Raw genomic sequence first — 16,108 nt, forward strand, 5'->3', positions numbered from 1 at the left:
ACAATTGTTCTGGATTCGTGGGGGTCAGCGCGCGTCCAGCTCGCGGTGGCGCTTCAGCACGTGGCCGTGGTGGCTGAATTGACGCGCCAGCATCTCGACCAGGTAGACCGAGCGGTGCTGGCCGCCGGTGCAGCCGATGGCGACGGTCAGGTAGCTGCGCTGGTCGGCCGCGAAGTTGGGCAGCCAGCGCGACAGGAAGCCGGCGATCTGGCCCATCATCAACCCGACCTCCGGCTGGGCCGCGAGATAAGCCGCCACCGGCGCGTCGCGGCCGGTGAGGGGCCGCAGCTCGCGGTCGTAATAGGGGTTGGGCAGCACGCGCACGTCGAAGACGAAGTCCGCGTCGCTGGGCACGCCGTGCTTGAAGGCGAAGCTCTCGAACACCAGCGTCAGCTTGGCGCCGGCGTTGGGGCCGACCAGGTCGGCCAGCCAGGCGCGCAGCTGGGCCGGGCGCAGCTGGCTGGTGTCGATGACGGTGGACTCGGCCTTCAGGCCGCCGAGCAGCTCGCGCTCCAGCTGGATGGCATCCAGCAGCAGCCGGTGCCTGTCCTGGGCGCCGTCGCCCAGGCCGCCGAAGTTGGTGTCGCGGTCCTCGCGCAGCGGGTGCGGGCGGCGCGTCTCGGAGAAGCGCCGCATCAGCGCCTCGTTGCTGGCATCCAGGAAAACCGAGCGCACGGCGATGCCGCGGGCGCGCAAGTCCTTCAGCAGCGGCAGCATCAGCGGCAGCGAGCCGGCCGAGCGCACGTCGACCGCGATGGCGACGCGTCGCTCGCCGCGCTGCTGTTCGAGCTTCAGGAAGTCCAGCAGCAGCTCGGCCGGCAGGTTGTCGACGCAGAAATAGCCGGCATCCTCCAGCGCATGCATGGCAACCGACTTGCCGCCACCGGACATGCCGGTCAGCAGCACGACGTCGCCCAGCAGCTCGGCCTCGGCAATGCTCATGACTTGGCTTTCTTCGGTTTCGGCGTGTTCACTGACGAGGCGGCCAGCATCTCCTCGGCATGGGCGAGGCTGGTGGACGACAGGCGTTCGCCACCCAGCATGCGCGCGATCTCGGCGACCCGGGCTTCGCCGGAGACGGCCGCGACGCGGCTGGTCGTCGTGCCATCCTGCAGGCCCTTGGCGACGACCAGATGACGGTCGGCGCAGGCGGCGACCTGGGGCAGGTGGGTCACGGCCAGCACCTGCCGCTCGCGGCCCAGTTGTTTCATCAGTCGGCCGACCGTCTCGGCCACGGCACCGCCGATGCCGGCGTCGATCTCATCAAAGATCAGCGTGCCGGGCGAGGTGTCGGTGGTCGCCTGGCTGGTGGTCACGGCGATGGCCAGCGCGATGCGCGACAGCTCGCCGCCCGAGGCCACCTTGGCCAGCGGCCGCGGCGTGCTGCCGGCGTGGCCGGCGACGAGGAACTCGGCCGATTCGAGGCCGAAGCTCTGCGGGCCGTCGGTGGCGGTCAGCGCGATGTCGAACTGGCCGCCGGCCATGCCCAGCTGCTGCATCGCGGCGCTGACGGCCGCGGCGAGCTTGGGCGCCGCGTCGCGGCGCGCGCGGCTGGCGGCCTTGGCCTCCGTGTCGAAGGCCTTGCGCGTGGTGGCCAGCGCCGCCTCCAGCAGCGCCGGGTCGCTGGCGGCGTCCAGCGCGGCCAGTTCGGTGCGCCATTGCGCCAGCAAGGCCGGCAAGTCCTGCGGCTGGCGGCGGTAGCGGCGCGCCAGCGTCATCCAGGCCGACACGCGTTCGTCCAGTTCCGACAGTCGGCCCGGGTCGAGGTCGGCCTTGTGCAGATAGGCCGACAGCGTGTGACTGGCGTCTTGCAGTTGCGCCTGCACGTCGCGCAGCGCCTGCACGGCGGACAGCAGGCGGTCGTCATGGTCCAGCACGCGTTCGAGCTGGTCCAGCGCGGTGGTGGCCAAGGACTGGGCGCTGGGCTCGGCCTCGTCCAGCGCGTCCAGCGCCGACTTGGCTGCGTCGATCAGCGACTGGCCGTGCGCCAGGCGCTCATGCTCGGCGTTCAGTTCCTCCCACTCGCCGTCGCCGGGTGCCAGGCCGTCCAGCTCGCCGATCTGCCAGGCCAGGCGCTCGCGTTCACGCAGCGCGTCCGCTTGCTGGCCTTGCGCCTGTGCCAGCGCCTCGGCGGCCTGCTTCCAGGTGGCGTAGGCGCGGGCCAGCGGCGCGGTGTCCAGGCCGGCAAAGCCATCGAGCAGCTCGCGCACGGCGGCCGGGCGGGTCAGGCCTTGCCAGGCGTGCTGGCCGTGGATGTCGAGCAGGTGGTCGGCCAGCTCGCGCAGCTGGGTCAGCGTGGCCGCGCCGCCGTTGATCCAGGCGCGGCTTTTTCCCGCGGCGTCGATGACGCGGCGCAGCAGCAGCGCCTCGTCCGCGTCAAAGCCGGCTTCGTCCAGCCACGCGCGCAGATGCGGCGGCGTGTCGAACTCGGCCGTGATCTCGGCCTTGGCAGCACCCTCGCGCACGACGCCGGCGTCACCGCGCCCGCCGAGGGCCAGCTGCAGTGCGTCGATGAGGATGGACTTGCCCGCGCCGGTCTCGCCGGTCAGCACGGCAAAGCCGGGCTCGAAATCCAGCTCCAGCGTGGGGACGATGACGAAGTCTTTGAGAGACAGGTGCCGCAGCATGGGTCAGAGGTACCAACGGAGTTTGCGACGCAGCGTCGCGTAATAGCTCCAGCCCTTGGGGTGCAGGAAGCGGACCTGGTGCTGGCTGCGCCGCACGGTGATGACGTCGCCGTGCAGCAGGCTGGCCAGGCTCTGCATGTCGAAGTTCACCGACGCGTCACGGCCGGCGAGGATCTCCATGCGCACCTCGCCGCTGTCGGGCAGCACGATGGGCCGGTTGGACAGCGTGTGCGGCGCGATCGGCACCAGCAGCCAGCCGGCGATGCTGGGGTGCAGGATGGGCCCGCCGGCCGACAGCGCATAGGCCGTGGAGCCGGTGGGCGAGGCGACGATGAGGCCGTCGGCGCGCATGTTGGCGACGAACTGCTCGCCAACCTCGATCTTGAGCTCCACCATGCCTGCCGTGCCGCCGCGGCTTACGACGACGTCGTTGAGCGCCAGCCCCGAGAAGATGGACTCGCCGTCGCGCAGCACCGCGCCTTCCAGCATCGTGCGCGGCTCCACCTCGTAGTCACCGGCCAGCACCGGCGCCAACGACTCGCGCCAGCGCTCGATGGGAATGTCGGTGATGAAGCCCAGGCGCCCCTGGTTGATGCCCAGCAGCGGAATGCCGTGGCGGGCCATGTCGCGCGCGAAACCCAGCATCGTGCCGTCCCCGCCGATGACCACCGCCAAGTCGCACTGGCGGCCCAGCTCGTCGTTGGACAAGGCTTCGTAGCCCGTCAGGCCGGTGTTCAGCGCGGTGTCCGCTTCGAGCGAGACGTCCAACCCCTGACTGCACAAAAATTGGGCAATCTCCTCCAGCACCGGCCGGATGCCAGGCGCCTGATGCTTGCCAACGATGGCGACATGTCTGAAGCGCTCGGCCATGCGGCAAATTACACCACAGGGGTATCGCCTCTCTCCCCAGTAACGGGGGTGTTCATAGAATGGCGCAATGCTCGACGAGCGATCCAAATCCCTGCTGAAAACCCTGGTTGAGCGCTACATCGCGGATGGCCAGCCGGTGGGCTCGCGCACGCTGTCCAAGGCTTCGGGCCTGGAACTGAGCCCGGCGACCATCCGCAACGTGATGGCCGACCTCGAAGAGCTGGGCCTGATCGCCAGCCCGCACACCAGTGCCGGCCGCATCCCGACGGCGCGCGGCTACCGCCTCTTCGTCGACACCATGCTGACCGCCCAGCCCGGCCTGATCGGCGTGGATGCGGCCCGGCTGCAGCCCGACCAGCCGCAGCGCGTCATTGCCAGCGCGGCGCAGATGCTGTCCAACCTGTCCAGCTTCGTCGGCGTCGTCACGTCGCCCAAGAAAGCCAGCGTCTTCCACCACATCGAGTTCCTGCGGCTGGGCGAGCGGCGCGTGCTGGTCATCCTCGTGTCGCCCGATGGCGACGTGCAGAACCGCGTCATCTTCACCGCGCAGGACCTGAGCCAGTCGGAACTTGCCGAAGCCAGCAACCGCCTGAACGCCAGCTATGCCGGCCTCACGCTGGAAGCCGTGCGCGAGCGGCTGCGCAGTGAGGTCGACGTGCTGCGCAGCGAGATCGCGGGGCTGATGAGCGCGGCCGTGCAGGCCGGCACCGAGGCCATGGCGCAAGACCAGGAGCAGGTGGTCGTCTCCGGCGAGCGCAACCTGCTGACCGTGCAGGACTTCAGCCACGACATGGGCAGCCTGCGCCGCCTTTTCGACCTGTTCGAGCAGAAGACGCAGCTGATGCGCCTGCTCGACACGTCCAGCCGCGCCGAGGGCGTGCGCATCTACATCGGCGGCGAAAGCCAGGTCGTGCCGTACGAGGAGTTGTCCATCGTCAGCGCGCCCTACGAGGTCGACGGCCAGGTCGTCGGCACGCTGGGCGTCATCGGCCCGACGCGCATGGCCTACGACCGCATGATCCAGATCGTCGACATCACGTCGCGCATGGTCGGCCAGGCGCTCTCTCAACGTTGAGCCAAGGCTGACTAGAATCCGCGCCTCCTCCCCGGGGGCCGTTAGCTCAGTTGGTCAGAGCAGAGGACTCATAATCCTTTGGTCGTTGGTTCAAGTCCAACACGGCCTACCATTTCAAGCCGATTCTGCGGACGGTGGCCACCAGCGCCGCTCGGCCACGCGTCACATGCCTGGTCTGCGATCAATGCGTTGAATCGTCATCCGTGAGGATGCCGGCCCAAGTGGTTGCGGGTAGAAGCTTGCGCATGAGCAAGCCCTACAGCCGCCACCCTGACGATGTGTTCCGCCCGCAAAAGCGACACGCGGTGTTCACAGGCGGCATCGCGTCAGACCGGGTGACACTGGCCGTCGAGGCGTCTCGGCTGGCTTATTTCCGATTCGAGAATCCGAAGGACCCGGATCCTGAATCAGACCCCCGGCAAACGCCGGAACCGTCGCCGAAGCAGAAGCTGGAGGAATCGCTGGGGAGCATCGGCTTCAAGAAGTTCGCCTACTTCGTCGATTCCGTTCCCAGCCTCGCGGAGTTCGTTTCGACGCACGGGCCGCTCAGGATGCCGCGGGAGTCGCTGCAGACGTTGTTGGCCGTGGGAGACATCTCCTGGCCCGATGTTTCGCTACCCGGCGTGCTGGGCGTGGCGGCGCGCAAGCTCGCTGAAACGCTGGCCCAGCGTGTTTCCGACGTTCTGCCCGCACTGCCCGCCGAGAACCGGCTCTCCAGCTTCACCCACACGCAAGCCTTTGCGGCGTTTCGGCCCGAGGATCGCCTGGCCCTGCTGGCCTTCCGCGGCTCGCAGGCGGATACCTTGTGCGACGTGCTTCTGGATGGTCAGTTTCTGCAAGTGCACGCTGATGGATGGACGGGCGCGCTGCACCATGGGTTCGCACGTGGCGCAACGGCGATCTGGCCCCAGGTCGAAGCTTGGCTGCGTGACGAGGGCGGCATGCGCAGGCAGCTGCTCGTCAGCGGCCACAGCCTGGGCGCTGCCCTCGCAACGCTGATCGCGATGCGCGCGCCTCGCGCCGAACTGCCGACGCAGCTGGTGACCATCGGTTCGCCGCGTGTGGGCAATCAGGCGTTTGCCAAGGCATTCAATGCTTCCGGCGTTGAAGCCATCCGCATCGTCAATGGCATCGACGCGGTGACTCATGTGCCGCCGGCGAACGTGCCTCTGCTGACCTATTGCCACGTCGGTAAGGAAGTCTTCATCGACCAGGCGGGCGATCGATCTGCGCAGGCCACGGCCGACAACAAGCCCGTCGCGGTCAGCCTCGCCGACAAACGACGCTTCATCACTACGGGGCTGAAGCCCGATGAATTGCTGCCCCGCTGGCTGGCGGACCATGCCCCGGTTAACTACCTGCGGGCTTACTGGCCTTAGGGTCGGCGGCCGCTTTATATGCAGCGGCATCCTCAGAACCGTGGATGAGTTGCGCGGCGCTCCGAAGAAGAATGACGCCGAAGCGGAGGGAGGGGGTCATGAGCGACACATCCATGCGCCGGCAGATCGTCATCTGCTGCGACGGCACAAACAACACCCTGACGGGCGGTAGCAACGACACCAACGTCGTGCTGCTGCACAACTACCTCGCCGCGCAACCCACGCCGGCCGGCGAGGTGCGCGTCCTTTACTACGACCCGGGCGTCGGGTCGCCGGGCACGTTGCCGCCCGTTGGGCCCGTCGACTGGGCCATACGCAAGTGGGAGCGGGTGTCCGGTCTCGCGTCCGGCGGCGGCGTCTTCGACAACGTCGCCGAGGCCTATCTCTTTCTGATGCGCCAGTGGCGCGGCCACGAGGACCGCATCTTCCTGTTCGGCTTCTCGCGCGGCGCGTTCACCGTGCGGGCCCTCGCCGGCATGATCAACCTGTTCGGCATCCTGAAGCCCGAGTACGAGGCGCTGGTGCCCACGCTCGTGCACCTGTATTTCACGCCGTCGGACAAGAGCCGCGGCGGGCCGATGCAGAAGCTCACGCGCTGGCTGTTCGACAAGACCAGCCGGGAGGACTCGGCAGCAGCGGAGCCCGCTGGCCACGCGCAGCTCGACCCGGCCGACGACCGCGCGGGCCAGCAGCCCGGCCGGCAGCCCCGGAAGAAGGCCGCCAAGTCGACCGACGACCGCGAGCGCATGGCACAGGAGGTGCGCGCGAACTTTGCCGGCGAAGGGCGGGAGGACGCCTGGGTGCACTGGGTGGGCGTGTGGGACACGGTCGAGTCGGTGGGCCTGCCAGGACCGTTCTCGCGCGTGAACCCCAGTCCGCCGGTGGTCCTGGGCAAGCGATACCGCCACGTGCGCCATGCGCTGTCACTGGACGAGCACCGCTGGCCCTTCGTGCCGCGGCTGTACGAGGAGCCGGGCGACATCGACAACGGGGAGCAGACGCTGAAGCAGCGCTGGTACCCCGGCGTGCACTGCGACGCTGGTGGCAGCTACAAGGTCGACCAATGCGGCATCTCTGACGCGGCGCTGCGCTGGATGGTCGAGGAGGCGGCGCTGCAGCTGGGCATCGCGCCCATGGTGCAAGACACGACTCAGCCGGTGCAGATGTGGCGCCACGATCCGCTCTGGGACACACCCTTCTGGGCGCTTGGCGGCATGACGGTGCGGCCGATGGCCCCCAAGCTCAAGCTGCCCGGCCGCGCTCCGGCGGACTTCATCGCCATCCCGGCCGACAACCTGCCCGACCAGCCCATCCACAGTGTCTGGGAGAAGCGGCGCAAGCTGTGGCCGGCCATCGCGGCGCTGCTGCTCGGGTTCGCGACATTGGTGGCCTCGGGTCTGTGCCTGCTGGGCACGACGGAGGTGAAGCTGCTGGACCCGATGACGATGGTTCGCGCCATCCAGGCCACGCAGGACCATGCCGACCAGCAGCTGGCCGCACTGTGGTTTGAAGGTGTGATGGAGCCCGGCTACCGGCCCTGGGAGAGCGACGCCGCCGTCCAGCCCGGCTGGGCTGCGTTCTGGGACCTGGTGTTCGTCGGCTGCTGGGGCTATCTGCTGGCGCGAGTCAGCTCGCGCGCCTTCGCCTGGCTGGTGGGCGACCGCACCGTCGGCTCGAAGCGGCCTGTCTGGTGGCCGCTCGGCTTCGCCCCCATGCTCGCCGTCTGCGCGGTCGTCGCGGGCGACTTGTCGACATGGTTCGCGCTCGCGCTGCACGGGGCCGGCACCGACACCCTCGCCAAGCTGGCCCTGTTCCTGGGTGGCGTGGCGGCCCTCCTGAAGTTCGTCGGGTTCGCCGCCTGCGCGACGCTGCTCGCGGTGCGCTGGCGCATCGGTTTCAACCCGGGGCTGCTGTGGCCGCACTCGCTCAGCCAGGCTTCGAAAGGCGCGCGCCCCACGCCGCATCGCCAGCACCTGGGCGACGCCATCGCCGCCGTGGCGCTGGCCGCCGTGGCGATGGCCGTGTGGGCCTTCTCGCGCGGCATGATCTGCTGGGGCCAGTACAACTGGTACGGCGTGGGCGGCTGCAACTCGCACTTGGTGGCCATCGCCCTCGTGGCGCTGGCGGCCCTGCCCATCGTGCGTGTGGTGCGCCAGCTCGCCCGCCCTGTCGAGGTCAGCGCCGCAGGGCTGCGCACGATGGGTGTGCGGCCGGCGAGCGAAGGGCTGCGCAGCCTGGGTGGCGCCGGCCTCCTCGGGGCGGCGTTGGCCACGCTGCTCATCCTCGCCTCGGCCGGCCTGCTGGGCTGGCTGATGCTGGGCACGGGCGCGGACATCCGCTTCTGAACCGGGGGAGTACGAGATGCGACAACGCGCCATCCACGGCCTGCTGGCCGCCACGCTGCTGCTCGGCCCGGCCGGCCCGACGCGGGCGTTCCAGGAGGCCGGGCACTTCTACACGGCCTATGCGCTCGTGCAGACCGGGTCACAGAAGGAACTGACGCTGATCTCGCTGTGCGCGCAGTTGCCCGACATGGCGTCGGACATCGACGCCGTCGCCGTCTACAAGTCGGCCGCCCTCGGCAGCCCGCTGTCGTGGTGGCGCTGGGCCACGGCCGACGCGGTCGACTCGGAGGACACGCGCCGCATGGTCACCATCCAGCAGGTGCTGCATGCGCTGACGGGCGGTGCCAGGGATGCCGTCGAGCGCGTGGCCAGGGCCAGCGTTGCGGAGCTCATGGTGTCGCTGCGGCGCAGCCGGCCGGCGCCGACTGGCGTGGTGGACACGCTCAGTGAAGCGTCGGCAGCGAAGGAGCGCGCCACGGCCCTGTGCGCGCTGGGCTTCGCCTTCCACTTCTACGGCGATTCGGTCGCGCACCGGCAGCTCGACAAGCCGACGAAGATGTACACGACCGGCAAGGGCCATGCGGGCGACCTGAGCTACCCGGACTTCCCCATGTGCGACGGCCCGGCCAACTGGATGAGCACGCAGGACCACTGCACGCCCTACAAGCCGGGGTCGCAACAGCGCTTCGCCGCCTGGATGGACATGTGGGGGCACGCCGAGGACTTGCTGGACATCAGCAAGGTCGACGACAACGTCAGGAAATCCCGCGAGGACAAGCTCAAGGAGCTGATCAAGATCAGTGGCGAGGCCTCCGACAGCAACGGCTGGCTCGAGGAGAGGATGCGCCTGGCGCTCGGCGGAGGTTCGCGCAGCGACGACCCGGTGAACCTGTACTCGGCGTTCATCAAGAGCCAGAAGAGCGACCGCAAGTGCGAGCTGGTGCTGGAGGACGCGTTCAAGAAGCTGCCCCACATCGGCGTCTTCAGCAAGCTGACCTGCGCCGATGTCTGGACGCTCTACTCGGGTGTCGTGCGCAAGGCGCTGAACGCGGAGCCCGATGCCCGGGCACCGCTGGGCGAGCGCCGTGGCAAGGACATCGATGCCGTCTATCTGGACATGCCGATGATGAAGAAGTGAGCCTCGCTGAACCCACCGCCGGCCAGTGCCGGGCGGCCTGCTGGGTGTGACCAAACCCACATCTTTGGCGACTTGATGGCTCCGCGCCGCGCGAACAGCGCAGAAGCGGTGTTTCTTCAGCGCCAGCATGCCGGTGCCGGTCCTATCTTCGCGGCCATGACATCCCGCCACCGCCGCCCGCTTCCGCTGCCCAGCTTCGGCCCGCGCCGCATCAGCTGTCCGCAGGGCTCGGCCCGGCTGGTCATCGACGAGGGCTTTGCCGCAGAGGAGCGGCCGCTGCAGGCCGACCTGCGCCTGCTGGAGCGCTTCTCGGCGCTGATGGCGGCCCAGGGCTGGCCCGCGCATGTGTCGCGCATGGCCTACGACCGCATCTATGCCGGCGAGCGCTTCGGCTTCGCCAAGCGGGTGGGCCGGGGCGAGCTGCCGGTGCTGGCCCAGCAACTGATCCAGTGCTGGCGCGCCAACCGGGCCCAGCCCGTGGAGCGCTGAAGCGCGCCTGACGAGCCGGCCGCCGCCGTCAGGCGGTGCGCGGCTGCAGGCCGTCCCGCTGCGCCAGCGCGGGGAACAGCTTCCACCACAGCAGCACGACGGCCAGCGTGCCGATGCCGCCCATCAGCACCGAGCCGACCGGCCCCAGCAGCGCGGCCGTGGCGCCGGATTCGAACTCGCCGAGCTGGTTGCTGGCACCGATGAAGACCGAGTTCACGGCGCCGACGCGGCCGCGCATGTCATCGGGCGTCTCCAATTGCACCAGCGACTGGCGGATGACGACGCTGACCATGTCGGCCGCGCCGCTGATGGCCAGCACGACGAAGGCGACGAGGAAAGAGGTCGTCAGTGCAAAGCCGATCATCGAGAAGCCGAACACGGCGACTGCGCCCAGCAGCCAGTGGCCGGCGCGGCGCGCGATCGGCTGGCGGGCCAGCCACAGGCCGACGACGACGGCGCCCAGCGCGGGCGCCGAGCGCAGCAGGCCGAGGCCCTCGGGACCGGTGTGCAGGATGTCGCGCGCAAAGATGGGCAGCAGCGCCGTCGCGCCGCCCAGCAGCACCGCGAACAGGTCCAGCGAGATCGCGCCCAGCACGACGGGCCGCTGCCAGATGAAGCGGATGCCGGCCGTCAGCTGCGCCAGGCCAGGCGCGGCGCGGCGCGCCTGCGCCGGGCGGTGGCGGATGTTGAGCACCGCCGCCACGGCCGCGACGAGCAGCAGCAGCGACACGCCGTAGACGATGGCCGCGCCCCAGTGCGCCGCCACGCTGGCTGCCGTGCTGTGGGCGACATGGCCGGCCGCCCAGGGCCCGAGGGCGTACAGCACGCCGCCCAAGGCCGGGCCGGCAATGATGGCGGCCTGCATCGTCGAGCTGGACGTGGCCACGGCGCGCGGCAGCAGCGCCGGCGGCACGAGCGAAGGCATCAGGGCCTGCTGCGCCGGCATCTGCAGCGCGCGGGCGCAGCCCAGCACCACCGACAGCGCCAGGATGAGCTGGGGCCCCACCCAGCCGCCGCCGCTGGCCAGGGCCAGGCAGGCGGCGGTGAGCAGTTGCAGGCCGAGGCTCGCCGCCAGCAGCAGGCGGCGGTCGTGGCGGTCGACCACGTGGCCGGCCGGTAGCGTCAGCAGCAGCGCCGGCAGGAACTGCGCGAGGCCCACAAGGCCCAGGTCCCAGGCGCTGGCGGTCAGGTCGTACATCTGCCAGCCCAGCGCCACCATCAGCATCTGGTTGGCGGCGCCGCCGGTCACGCGGGCGCCGAGCAGGCGCAGGTAGTCATGCTGGTCGCGCAGCCGCGACGTCGGCTCGAAAACATTCATCGAGCCGAGTCTGCCATCTCCTCAAGATCCACGGCGAAGACCACCCCGTGGCACTCAAGCGGCCACGGGTTCGTAGCCGGCTTGCCGGATCGCGTCGCTGAGCTGGCGCGCCGAGATGCTGCTGCCCTCGATCTCCACGGTCTGCGTGGCCAGGTCGATGCGCACCCGCGCGCGCGGGTCCACCTCGCGCAACGCCTTGGTCACGGCGCTCGCGCCGCGGGCGCTGATCATGTCGTTGACCCGGAAGGCGATCATCGCGCTCAGGGCTTGGCCGTGGTCACGGCGTCGCGCTCGCGCTGCTGCCGCCGCAGGGCGGCCTCGCCCTTGTCGCGCGCGGCCTGGGCCTGCTTGGTGCAGGTGGTCTTGGCCGCGCCGGACTGGTCGTTGCACTGCGTGCGCGCGAGGTCGTAGGCGGCATCCAGCTTGGTGACGGCAACCTTGTCCTGCGCCCTGCGGCTGCCGGTGTGGGCCAGGTCCAGCTCGGCCTTGGCCACCCGCTCCTTGCCGCGCGCCCGTTCGCGGCAGGTGTCGCGCGCGTTGCCGACGAGTTGGTCGCAGGCGGCCTGCTCGGCAATGAGGCCGGCGTCGGCGCGGGCGCGGCCGGCGTTCAACTCGTCGATGCTGGTCAGGCGGGCGGCGCCCAGCGCGGTGGCGACGTGCAGCGAGGCGAGCAGGCCGGCCGCCGCCAGGCGCAGAGGGCGAGAAGTTGCTGGAAGGCGGGTGGGCATGGCGGGTCCTCGGGGCGCGGATCGGGTGCCCAGCCTGCCCGCCGCGCGCCGCCCTGTCGGTTCGACAGCGCACCCAGCGCAGCAGCGCTGCGTGCGCCAGCAGACGGTCGGCCGGCGCCGGCGGGGTCAGACTCGAGCGTCATCCACCGCAACCTCGGCCCGCCATGTCCCTGCCTGACGACGACCGCCACGACGCGCAGGCCGCCGCGCTGCTGGGCCGCCCGTTCGCGGCGCTGGATGCGCGGGCCCAGCGCGTGGCACGGCACATCGGCCAGCGCCGCCCCATCACGCGGCACCCCGAGGCCGTGGCCACGCCGGCGACGCGGGGGCAGCGCGCGGCCGACGCGGTCACCGCGTTTGGGGGTTCCTGGCGCTTCGTGGGCCTGTTCGCGGCCGTCATGGGGGGCTGGGTGGCCGTGAACGTGCTGCTGCTGAGCGTCCGCGGGCAGACCTTCGACCCCTATCCCTTCATCCTGCTCAACCTCTTCCTGTCCATGCTGGCGGCGGTGCAGGCGCCCATCATCCTGATGTCGCAGAACCGCCAGTCCGAGCGGGACCGCATCACGGCTGGCCACGACTACGAAGTCAATCTCAAGGCCGAACTGGAGATCATGTTGCTGCATGACAAGCTGGACGAACTGCGCCGGCCGCAGTGGACGGAGCTGCTGGCGCTGCAGTCCGAGCAGATGCGGCTGCTGGCTGCGCTGGTGGCGGCGCTGCCGGCAGCGTGCGCCAGCGCACCGACGCCGCAGCAGCGGCCTGCGCACGATGGCGTCGCCGCTGGTCCCGCAGGCCAGGAGACCTAGCCCGGTCTGCCCCGCAGTGTTTGCGGCCAGCGGCGCCAAACAAGGGCCCCGCTCGGGGCGCTGCCGCACCAGACGGTTGGTGCGGTAGCGCACGGTGGATCGGCCACGGCGCCGGCAGCATCCAGGTCTTTGCGGAGCGAATCCATGTACGCCGTCCAGCCACGCCCGCCCGGCGTGGAGCCCCTGCTGTTGAGCTGCACCCAGGTGGCCACCTTTGTTGGCCCGGAGGCCCTGACGGCGGCCAGCGGTTTCTTCTTCCAGCGCGGCGCCCACCTCTACCTGATCACCAGCCGCCATGTGCTGCTGGACCTCTCCGCCGACCACCGGCCGCAGCGCATCGAGTTCACGCTGCACGCCGCCGGCGCAGACCTCACCCAGCACCACCGCGTTTCGCTGCCGCTGTACGACAACGGCATGCCGCTGTGGCGCCAGGTGGGCGACAGCGGAGGCGACGTGGACGTGGCGGCGCTGGAGATCCCCAGCATGGCGATGCCCCGGCATGCGCAGTTCAGTGCCTTCACGGCGCGGCACATCCAGGTGCAGATGCATGCGGTGCGCGTGGGCCAGCCGTTGCTGGTCGTGGGTTTTCCGCTGGGTTTTCACGACACGCTGCACCACTTGCCGGTCGTTCGCGGCGCCGTCGTGGCCTCTGCTTTCGGCGTACCCTTTCAGGGGCAGGGCTGCTTCGTGACCGACGCGCCCATGCACCGCGGCAGCAGCGGGGCGCCGGTGGTGCGACACGACCCCGACGGCGACACCGGCCTGCCCTGGCAGCTGCTGGGCGTGCATGCCTCCCGCATGAATATGGCGCCGAGAGACACCTTGCAGGACGCCTCGCTGGGGCTCAACCTGGCCTGGTATTCGGACGTTTTGCTGACGTTGACACAGTGAGGAGACACCACCTGGATAACGCCTTATGTTCGCTACCGAACACACAAAGACTCGTGGCGCTGGCTAGAGTCGTCGTTTCACGGTCTCAACAGCACGGGAGGTTCGATGCCTGCACCACCTGATGCGCTGGACCCGCGCAGCAACCGCCTGTTGGCGGCCCTGCCGGAGGAGGAATGGGCCCGCCTGTCGAGCCAACTGGAGTTCGTGCCGCTGCAACTGGGCCAGGTGCTGTACGAGTCGGGCCGGCCGCAGAGCCATGTGTACTTTCCCACCACGGCCATCGTGTCGCTGCTCTATGTGATGGAGGACGGCGCGTCGGCCGAGATCGCGGTGGTCGGCTACGAGGGGGTGGTGGGCGTGTCCCTGTTCATGGGCGGCGAGACCACGCCGAGCCGCGCCGTCGTGCAGAGCGCCGGCGCCTGCCACCGGCTGCGCGCCGCGGGCATCAAGGCCGAGTTCAACCGCTACGGCGTGGGCATGCACCTGCTGCTGCGCTACACGCAGGCCTTGCTGACGCAGATGGCGCAGACGGCGGTCTGCAACCGCCATCACCTGCTGGAGCAGCAGTTGTGCCGCTGGCTGCTGCTGAGCCTGGACCGCATCGCCGGCGACCAGCTGGTGATGACGCAGGAGCTGATCGCCAACATGCTGGGCGTGCGCCGCGAGGGCGTCACCGAGGCGGCGCTGAAGCTGCAGAAGCTCGGCCTGATCGACTACGCCCGCGGGCACATCACCGTGATCGACCGCGCCGGCCTGGAGAAGCGCAGCTGTGAGTGCTACGGCGTCGTCAAGAATGAGTACGACCGCCTGCTCAAGCAGCCGTTGCCCGTCGTGCGCTGACCGCCAGGGTGCGTTGGCGCACAGCGTAAGCGGCCGAGGCGGGCACAGACTGGTGCATGAACGCCAACCAGTTGCTCGATCATCTGCCGGCCGCCGAGTTGAAGCGGCTGCTGTCCCAGAGTGTTCAGGTGTCGCTGCGCAGCGGCGAACAGCTCGCCACGCAGGACTTGCCCATGCGGGCGCTGCTGTTCCCGATGCAGGGCTTCGTGTCCCTGGTCACGCCGCTGGACGCTCATCCGCCACTGCAGGTGGGCATGGTGGGCCGTGAGGGTGTGCTGGGCGCGCAGCTGCTGCTGGGCGTGGCCACCAGCCCGGTCAGCATGGTGGTGCAGGAGGGGGGCCAGGCCTGGGGCCTGCCGGCCACCGCGCTGCACCGGCAGCTGCCCAGCAGCCCGGCGCTGCGCCGGATGCTGATGCGCTATCTGCAGGTCCAGCTGCGGCTGTCCAGCACCGAAGCCGCCTGCCTGCACTTCCATGCGCTGCAGTCCCGGCTGGCGCGCTGGCTGTTGATGGGGCAGGACCGCGCGGAGGGCGAGGATTTCGCCGTCACGCAGGAGTGCCTGGCCCGCCTGCTGGGCGTGCGGCGCGTCGGCGTCACGGTGGCGGCAGGCGGCCTGCAAGGGCATGGCCTGATCCGCTATCACCGCGGCAGCATCACCGTCAGCGACCGCGCCGGGCTGGAGGCGGCGGCCTGCGGCTGCTATGCCCAGGACCGCGCAAGCTATCTGCACGGCATGAACTTCGCATCCGCCGTGGTCGTCCGTTCGCCGCCGCACTGACGCGTTCAGCGGCCTCGCCTACAAGCTGTGTTCCATGTACCCGCCCGCGCCGCAAGCCGCCGACCGAGCCATGACGCCAACCCAGCCCGCCGTCGCCCAACCCGTTGCGGCGCCGCCGCAGCCGGAGATGGAGGCCGACTTGCAGTGCCAGTTGCGCCTGGCGTTGGAGCGGCTGTCCGCGGCGCTGCAGCGCTGCGAGCAACTGGAGTCGCTGTTGCGCGACGGCCAGTTGCGCGAGCGGCTGCAGCAGCACCGCGCCGAGCATGACGACCTGACCGGCCTGCTCAACCGCGCCGCGTTTCGCGAGCGGGTCCAGCAGGCGCTGGCTGGCGGTGCCCAGATCGCCGTGATGATGCTGGACCTGGACGGCTTCAAGCTCGTCAACGACCAGCACGGCCACGCGGCCGGCGACGAGGTGCTGCGCATCATCGCGGCCCGCATGGGGCATGCGCTTCGCAACGGCGACGTCGTGAGCCGCCTGGGCGGGGACGAGTTCGCCTGCCTGCTGCAGAACGTGGGCAGCGCGGACAACCTGGTGGCGCTGGCGGCCAAACTGGCCGCGTCCATCGCGTCGCCCATGCAGGTGGCCGGTGATCGCCTGAGCCTGCAGGCCAGCGTGGGCCTGGCGATCAGCCCCGATGACGGACACAGCGTCGACACGCTGCTCACCACAGCGGACACGGCGATGTACCGCGCCAAGCGGCTTGGCAAGGACCGGCCGGCCTGCCCCGCGCCAGCGGTGCCGGTCGACGCCGCGCGCAACAGCCATGTCAACGGCCATGTCAATGGCAGCGGCGTGCAGCCACCGACCGAGCGGCGGTGA

16 protein-coding genes and 1 tRNA gene are annotated in these 16,108 nt (G+C 70.0%); 11 read left to right on the forward strand and 6 right to left on the reverse strand.

Translation table 11 applies throughout. The annotated features are described in order from the left end of the window. Nucleotides 1–24 precede the first annotated feature (24 nt). The 3 genes from rapZ to AC1D29_RS10615 are packed head-to-tail and all read right to left on the reverse strand — an operon-like array spanning nt 25 to nt 3,497. Complete coding sequence (gene rapZ / locus AC1D29_RS10605; RefSeq protein ID WP_477896976.1) at nt 25–942, reverse strand: RNase adapter RapZ; 918 nt, start codon at nt 940–942, stop codon at nt 25–27. Next, on the reverse strand, nt 939–2,627 hold the full coding sequence (gene recN / locus AC1D29_RS10610; protein ID WP_477896978.1) for a DNA repair protein RecN: 1,689 nt from the start codon (nt 2,625–2,627) through the stop codon (nt 939–941). The genes rapZ and recN overlap by 4 nt, the downstream gene beginning before the upstream one ends. Nucleotides 2,628–2,630: 3 nt before the next feature. Further along, complete coding sequence (locus AC1D29_RS10615) at nt 2,631–3,497, reverse strand: NAD kinase (RefSeq protein WP_477896980.1); 867 nt, start codon at nt 3,495–3,497, stop codon at nt 2,631–2,633. A gap of 67 nt (nt 3,498–3,564) precedes the next feature. On the opposite strand from AC1D29_RS10615, the gene hrcA reads away from it, so the two are divergent. The 6 genes from hrcA (at nt 3,565) to AC1D29_RS10645 (ending at nt 9,923) form a co-directional block, all read left to right on the forward strand. Further along, complete coding sequence (gene hrcA, locus AC1D29_RS10620; RefSeq protein WP_477896982.1) at nt 3,565–4,572, forward strand: heat-inducible transcriptional repressor HrcA; 1,008 nt, start codon at nt 3,565–3,567, stop codon at nt 4,570–4,572. A gap of 35 nt (nt 4,573–4,607) precedes the next feature. After that, nucleotides 4,608–4,684, forward strand: a tRNA-Ile gene (locus AC1D29_RS10625). A gap of 133 nt (nt 4,685–4,817) precedes the next feature. Then, nucleotides 4,818–5,951: a lipase family protein gene (locus tag AC1D29_RS10630; RefSeq protein WP_477896984.1), complete on the forward strand. Its 1,134-nt coding sequence runs from the start codon at nt 4,818–4,820 to the stop codon at nt 5,949–5,951. Nucleotides 5,952–6,049: 98 nt separating this feature from the next. After that, on the forward strand, nt 6,050–8,296 hold the full coding sequence (locus AC1D29_RS10635; RefSeq protein ID WP_477896986.1) for a DUF2235 domain-containing protein: 2,247 nt from the start codon (nt 6,050–6,052) through the stop codon (nt 8,294–8,296). A gap of 16 nt (nt 8,297–8,312) precedes the next feature. Continuing rightward, a complete protein-coding gene (locus tag AC1D29_RS10640) occupies nt 8,313–9,434 on the forward strand; it encodes a hypothetical protein (RefSeq protein ID WP_477896988.1) in 1,122 nt (373 codons plus the stop codon). Nucleotides 9,435–9,590: 156 nt separating this feature from the next. Further along, nucleotides 9,591–9,923 (forward strand): hypothetical protein, encoded by a 333-nt coding sequence (locus AC1D29_RS10645; protein ID WP_477896990.1) that lies wholly within the window; start codon nt 9,591–9,593, stop codon nt 9,921–9,923. A 28-nt stretch (nt 9,924–9,951) separates the two neighbouring features. Here AC1D29_RS10645 and AC1D29_RS10650 read toward each other — a convergent pair whose 3' ends face one another. Genes AC1D29_RS10650 through AC1D29_RS10660 form a run of 3 tightly spaced genes read right to left on the reverse strand, consistent with a single transcriptional unit; the run spans nt 9,952 to nt 11,969 of the window. Continuing rightward, a complete protein-coding gene (locus tag AC1D29_RS10650) occupies nt 9,952–11,241 on the reverse strand; it encodes an MFS transporter (protein ID WP_477896992.1) in 1,290 nt (429 codons plus the stop codon). Between the two features lie 54 nt (nt 11,242–11,295). Continuing rightward, nucleotides 11,296–11,496 carry a heavy-metal-associated domain-containing protein gene (locus AC1D29_RS10655; protein ID WP_477896994.1) on the reverse strand — a complete coding sequence of 67 codons (201 nt, stop codon included), beginning with the start codon at nt 11,494–11,496 and terminating at the stop codon, nt 11,296–11,298. Between the two features lie 5 nt (nt 11,497–11,501). Further along, nucleotides 11,502–11,969, reverse strand: coding sequence for a hypothetical protein (locus AC1D29_RS10660; protein ID WP_477896996.1), 468 nt, complete (start codon nt 11,967–11,969; stop codon nt 11,502–11,504). Between the two features lie 164 nt (nt 11,970–12,133). Here AC1D29_RS10660 and AC1D29_RS10665 point away from each other — a divergent pair, with 164 nt between their 5' ends. The 5 genes from AC1D29_RS10665 to AC1D29_RS10685 all read left to right on the forward strand — a co-directional run bounded on the left by AC1D29_RS10665 (nt 12,134) and on the right by AC1D29_RS10685 (nt 16,108). Then, complete coding sequence (locus tag AC1D29_RS10665; RefSeq protein ID WP_477896998.1) at nt 12,134–12,775, forward strand: DUF1003 domain-containing protein; 642 nt, start codon at nt 12,134–12,136, stop codon at nt 12,773–12,775. Between the two features lie 144 nt (nt 12,776–12,919). Beyond that, nucleotides 12,920–13,666, forward strand: a complete 747-nt coding sequence (locus AC1D29_RS10670) for a S1 family peptidase (RefSeq protein ID WP_477896999.1) — start codon at nt 12,920–12,922, stop codon at nt 13,664–13,666. A gap of 105 nt (nt 13,667–13,771) precedes the next feature. Beyond that, a complete protein-coding gene (locus AC1D29_RS10675; protein WP_477897001.1) occupies nt 13,772–14,506 on the forward strand; it encodes a Crp/Fnr family transcriptional regulator in 735 nt (244 codons plus the stop codon). 56 nt (nt 14,507–14,562) lie between these two features. Further along, nucleotides 14,563–15,285 carry a Crp/Fnr family transcriptional regulator gene (locus AC1D29_RS10680; protein WP_477897003.1) on the forward strand — a complete coding sequence of 241 codons (723 nt, stop codon included), beginning with the start codon at nt 14,563–14,565 and terminating at the stop codon, nt 15,283–15,285. Between the two features lie 70 nt (nt 15,286–15,355). Beyond that, nucleotides 15,356–16,108, forward strand: a complete 753-nt coding sequence (locus AC1D29_RS10685; protein WP_477897005.1) for a diguanylate cyclase domain-containing protein — start codon at nt 15,356–15,358, stop codon at nt 16,106–16,108.

It is taken from the genome of Roseateles sp. P1_C6 (assembly GCF_056406315.1).

Coding starts and splice junctions, on each gene's coding strand:
- AC1D29_RS10685 (WP_477897005.1), top strand. CDS start 15,356: ATGACGCCAACCCAGCCCGCCGTCGCCCAACCCGTTGCGGCGCCGCCG.
- AC1D29_RS10650 (WP_477896992.1), bottom strand. CDS start 11,241: ATGAATGTTTTCGAGCCGACGTCGCGGCTGCGCGACCAGCATGACTAC.
- AC1D29_RS10655 (WP_477896994.1), bottom strand. CDS start 11,496: ATGATCGCCTTCCGGGTCAACGACATGATCAGCGCCCGCGGCGCGAGC.
- AC1D29_RS10680 (WP_477897003.1), top strand. CDS start 14,563: ATGAACGCCAACCAGTTGCTCGATCATCTGCCGGCCGCCGAGTTGAAG.
- hrcA (WP_477896982.1), top strand. CDS start 3,565: ATGCTCGACGAGCGATCCAAATCCCTGCTGAAAACCCTGGTTGAGCGC.
- AC1D29_RS10675 (WP_477897001.1), top strand. CDS start 13,772: ATGCCTGCACCACCTGATGCGCTGGACCCGCGCAGCAACCGCCTGTTG.
- AC1D29_RS10615 (WP_477896980.1), bottom strand. CDS start 3,497: ATGGCCGAGCGCTTCAGACATGTCGCCATCGTTGGCAAGCATCAGGCG.
- rapZ (WP_477896976.1), bottom strand. CDS start 942: ATGAGCATTGCCGAGGCCGAGCTGCTGGGCGACGTCGTGCTGCTGACC.
- AC1D29_RS10640 (WP_477896988.1), top strand. CDS start 8,313: ATGCGACAACGCGCCATCCACGGCCTGCTGGCCGCCACGCTGCTGCTC.
- AC1D29_RS10670 (WP_477896999.1), top strand. CDS start 12,920: ATGTACGCCGTCCAGCCACGCCCGCCCGGCGTGGAGCCCCTGCTGTTG.
- AC1D29_RS10630 (WP_477896984.1), top strand. CDS start 4,818: ATGAGCAAGCCCTACAGCCGCCACCCTGACGATGTGTTCCGCCCGCAA.
- recN (WP_477896978.1), bottom strand. CDS start 2,627: ATGCTGCGGCACCTGTCTCTCAAAGACTTCGTCATCGTCCCCACGCTG.
- AC1D29_RS10660 (WP_477896996.1), bottom strand. CDS start 11,969: ATGCCCACCCGCCTTCCAGCAACTTCTCGCCCTCTGCGCCTGGCGGCG.
- AC1D29_RS10665 (WP_477896998.1), top strand. CDS start 12,134: ATGTCCCTGCCTGACGACGACCGCCACGACGCGCAGGCCGCCGCGCTG.
- AC1D29_RS10635 (WP_477896986.1), top strand. CDS start 6,050: ATGAGCGACACATCCATGCGCCGGCAGATCGTCATCTGCTGCGACGGC.
- AC1D29_RS10645 (WP_477896990.1), top strand. CDS start 9,591: ATGACATCCCGCCACCGCCGCCCGCTTCCGCTGCCCAGCTTCGGCCCG.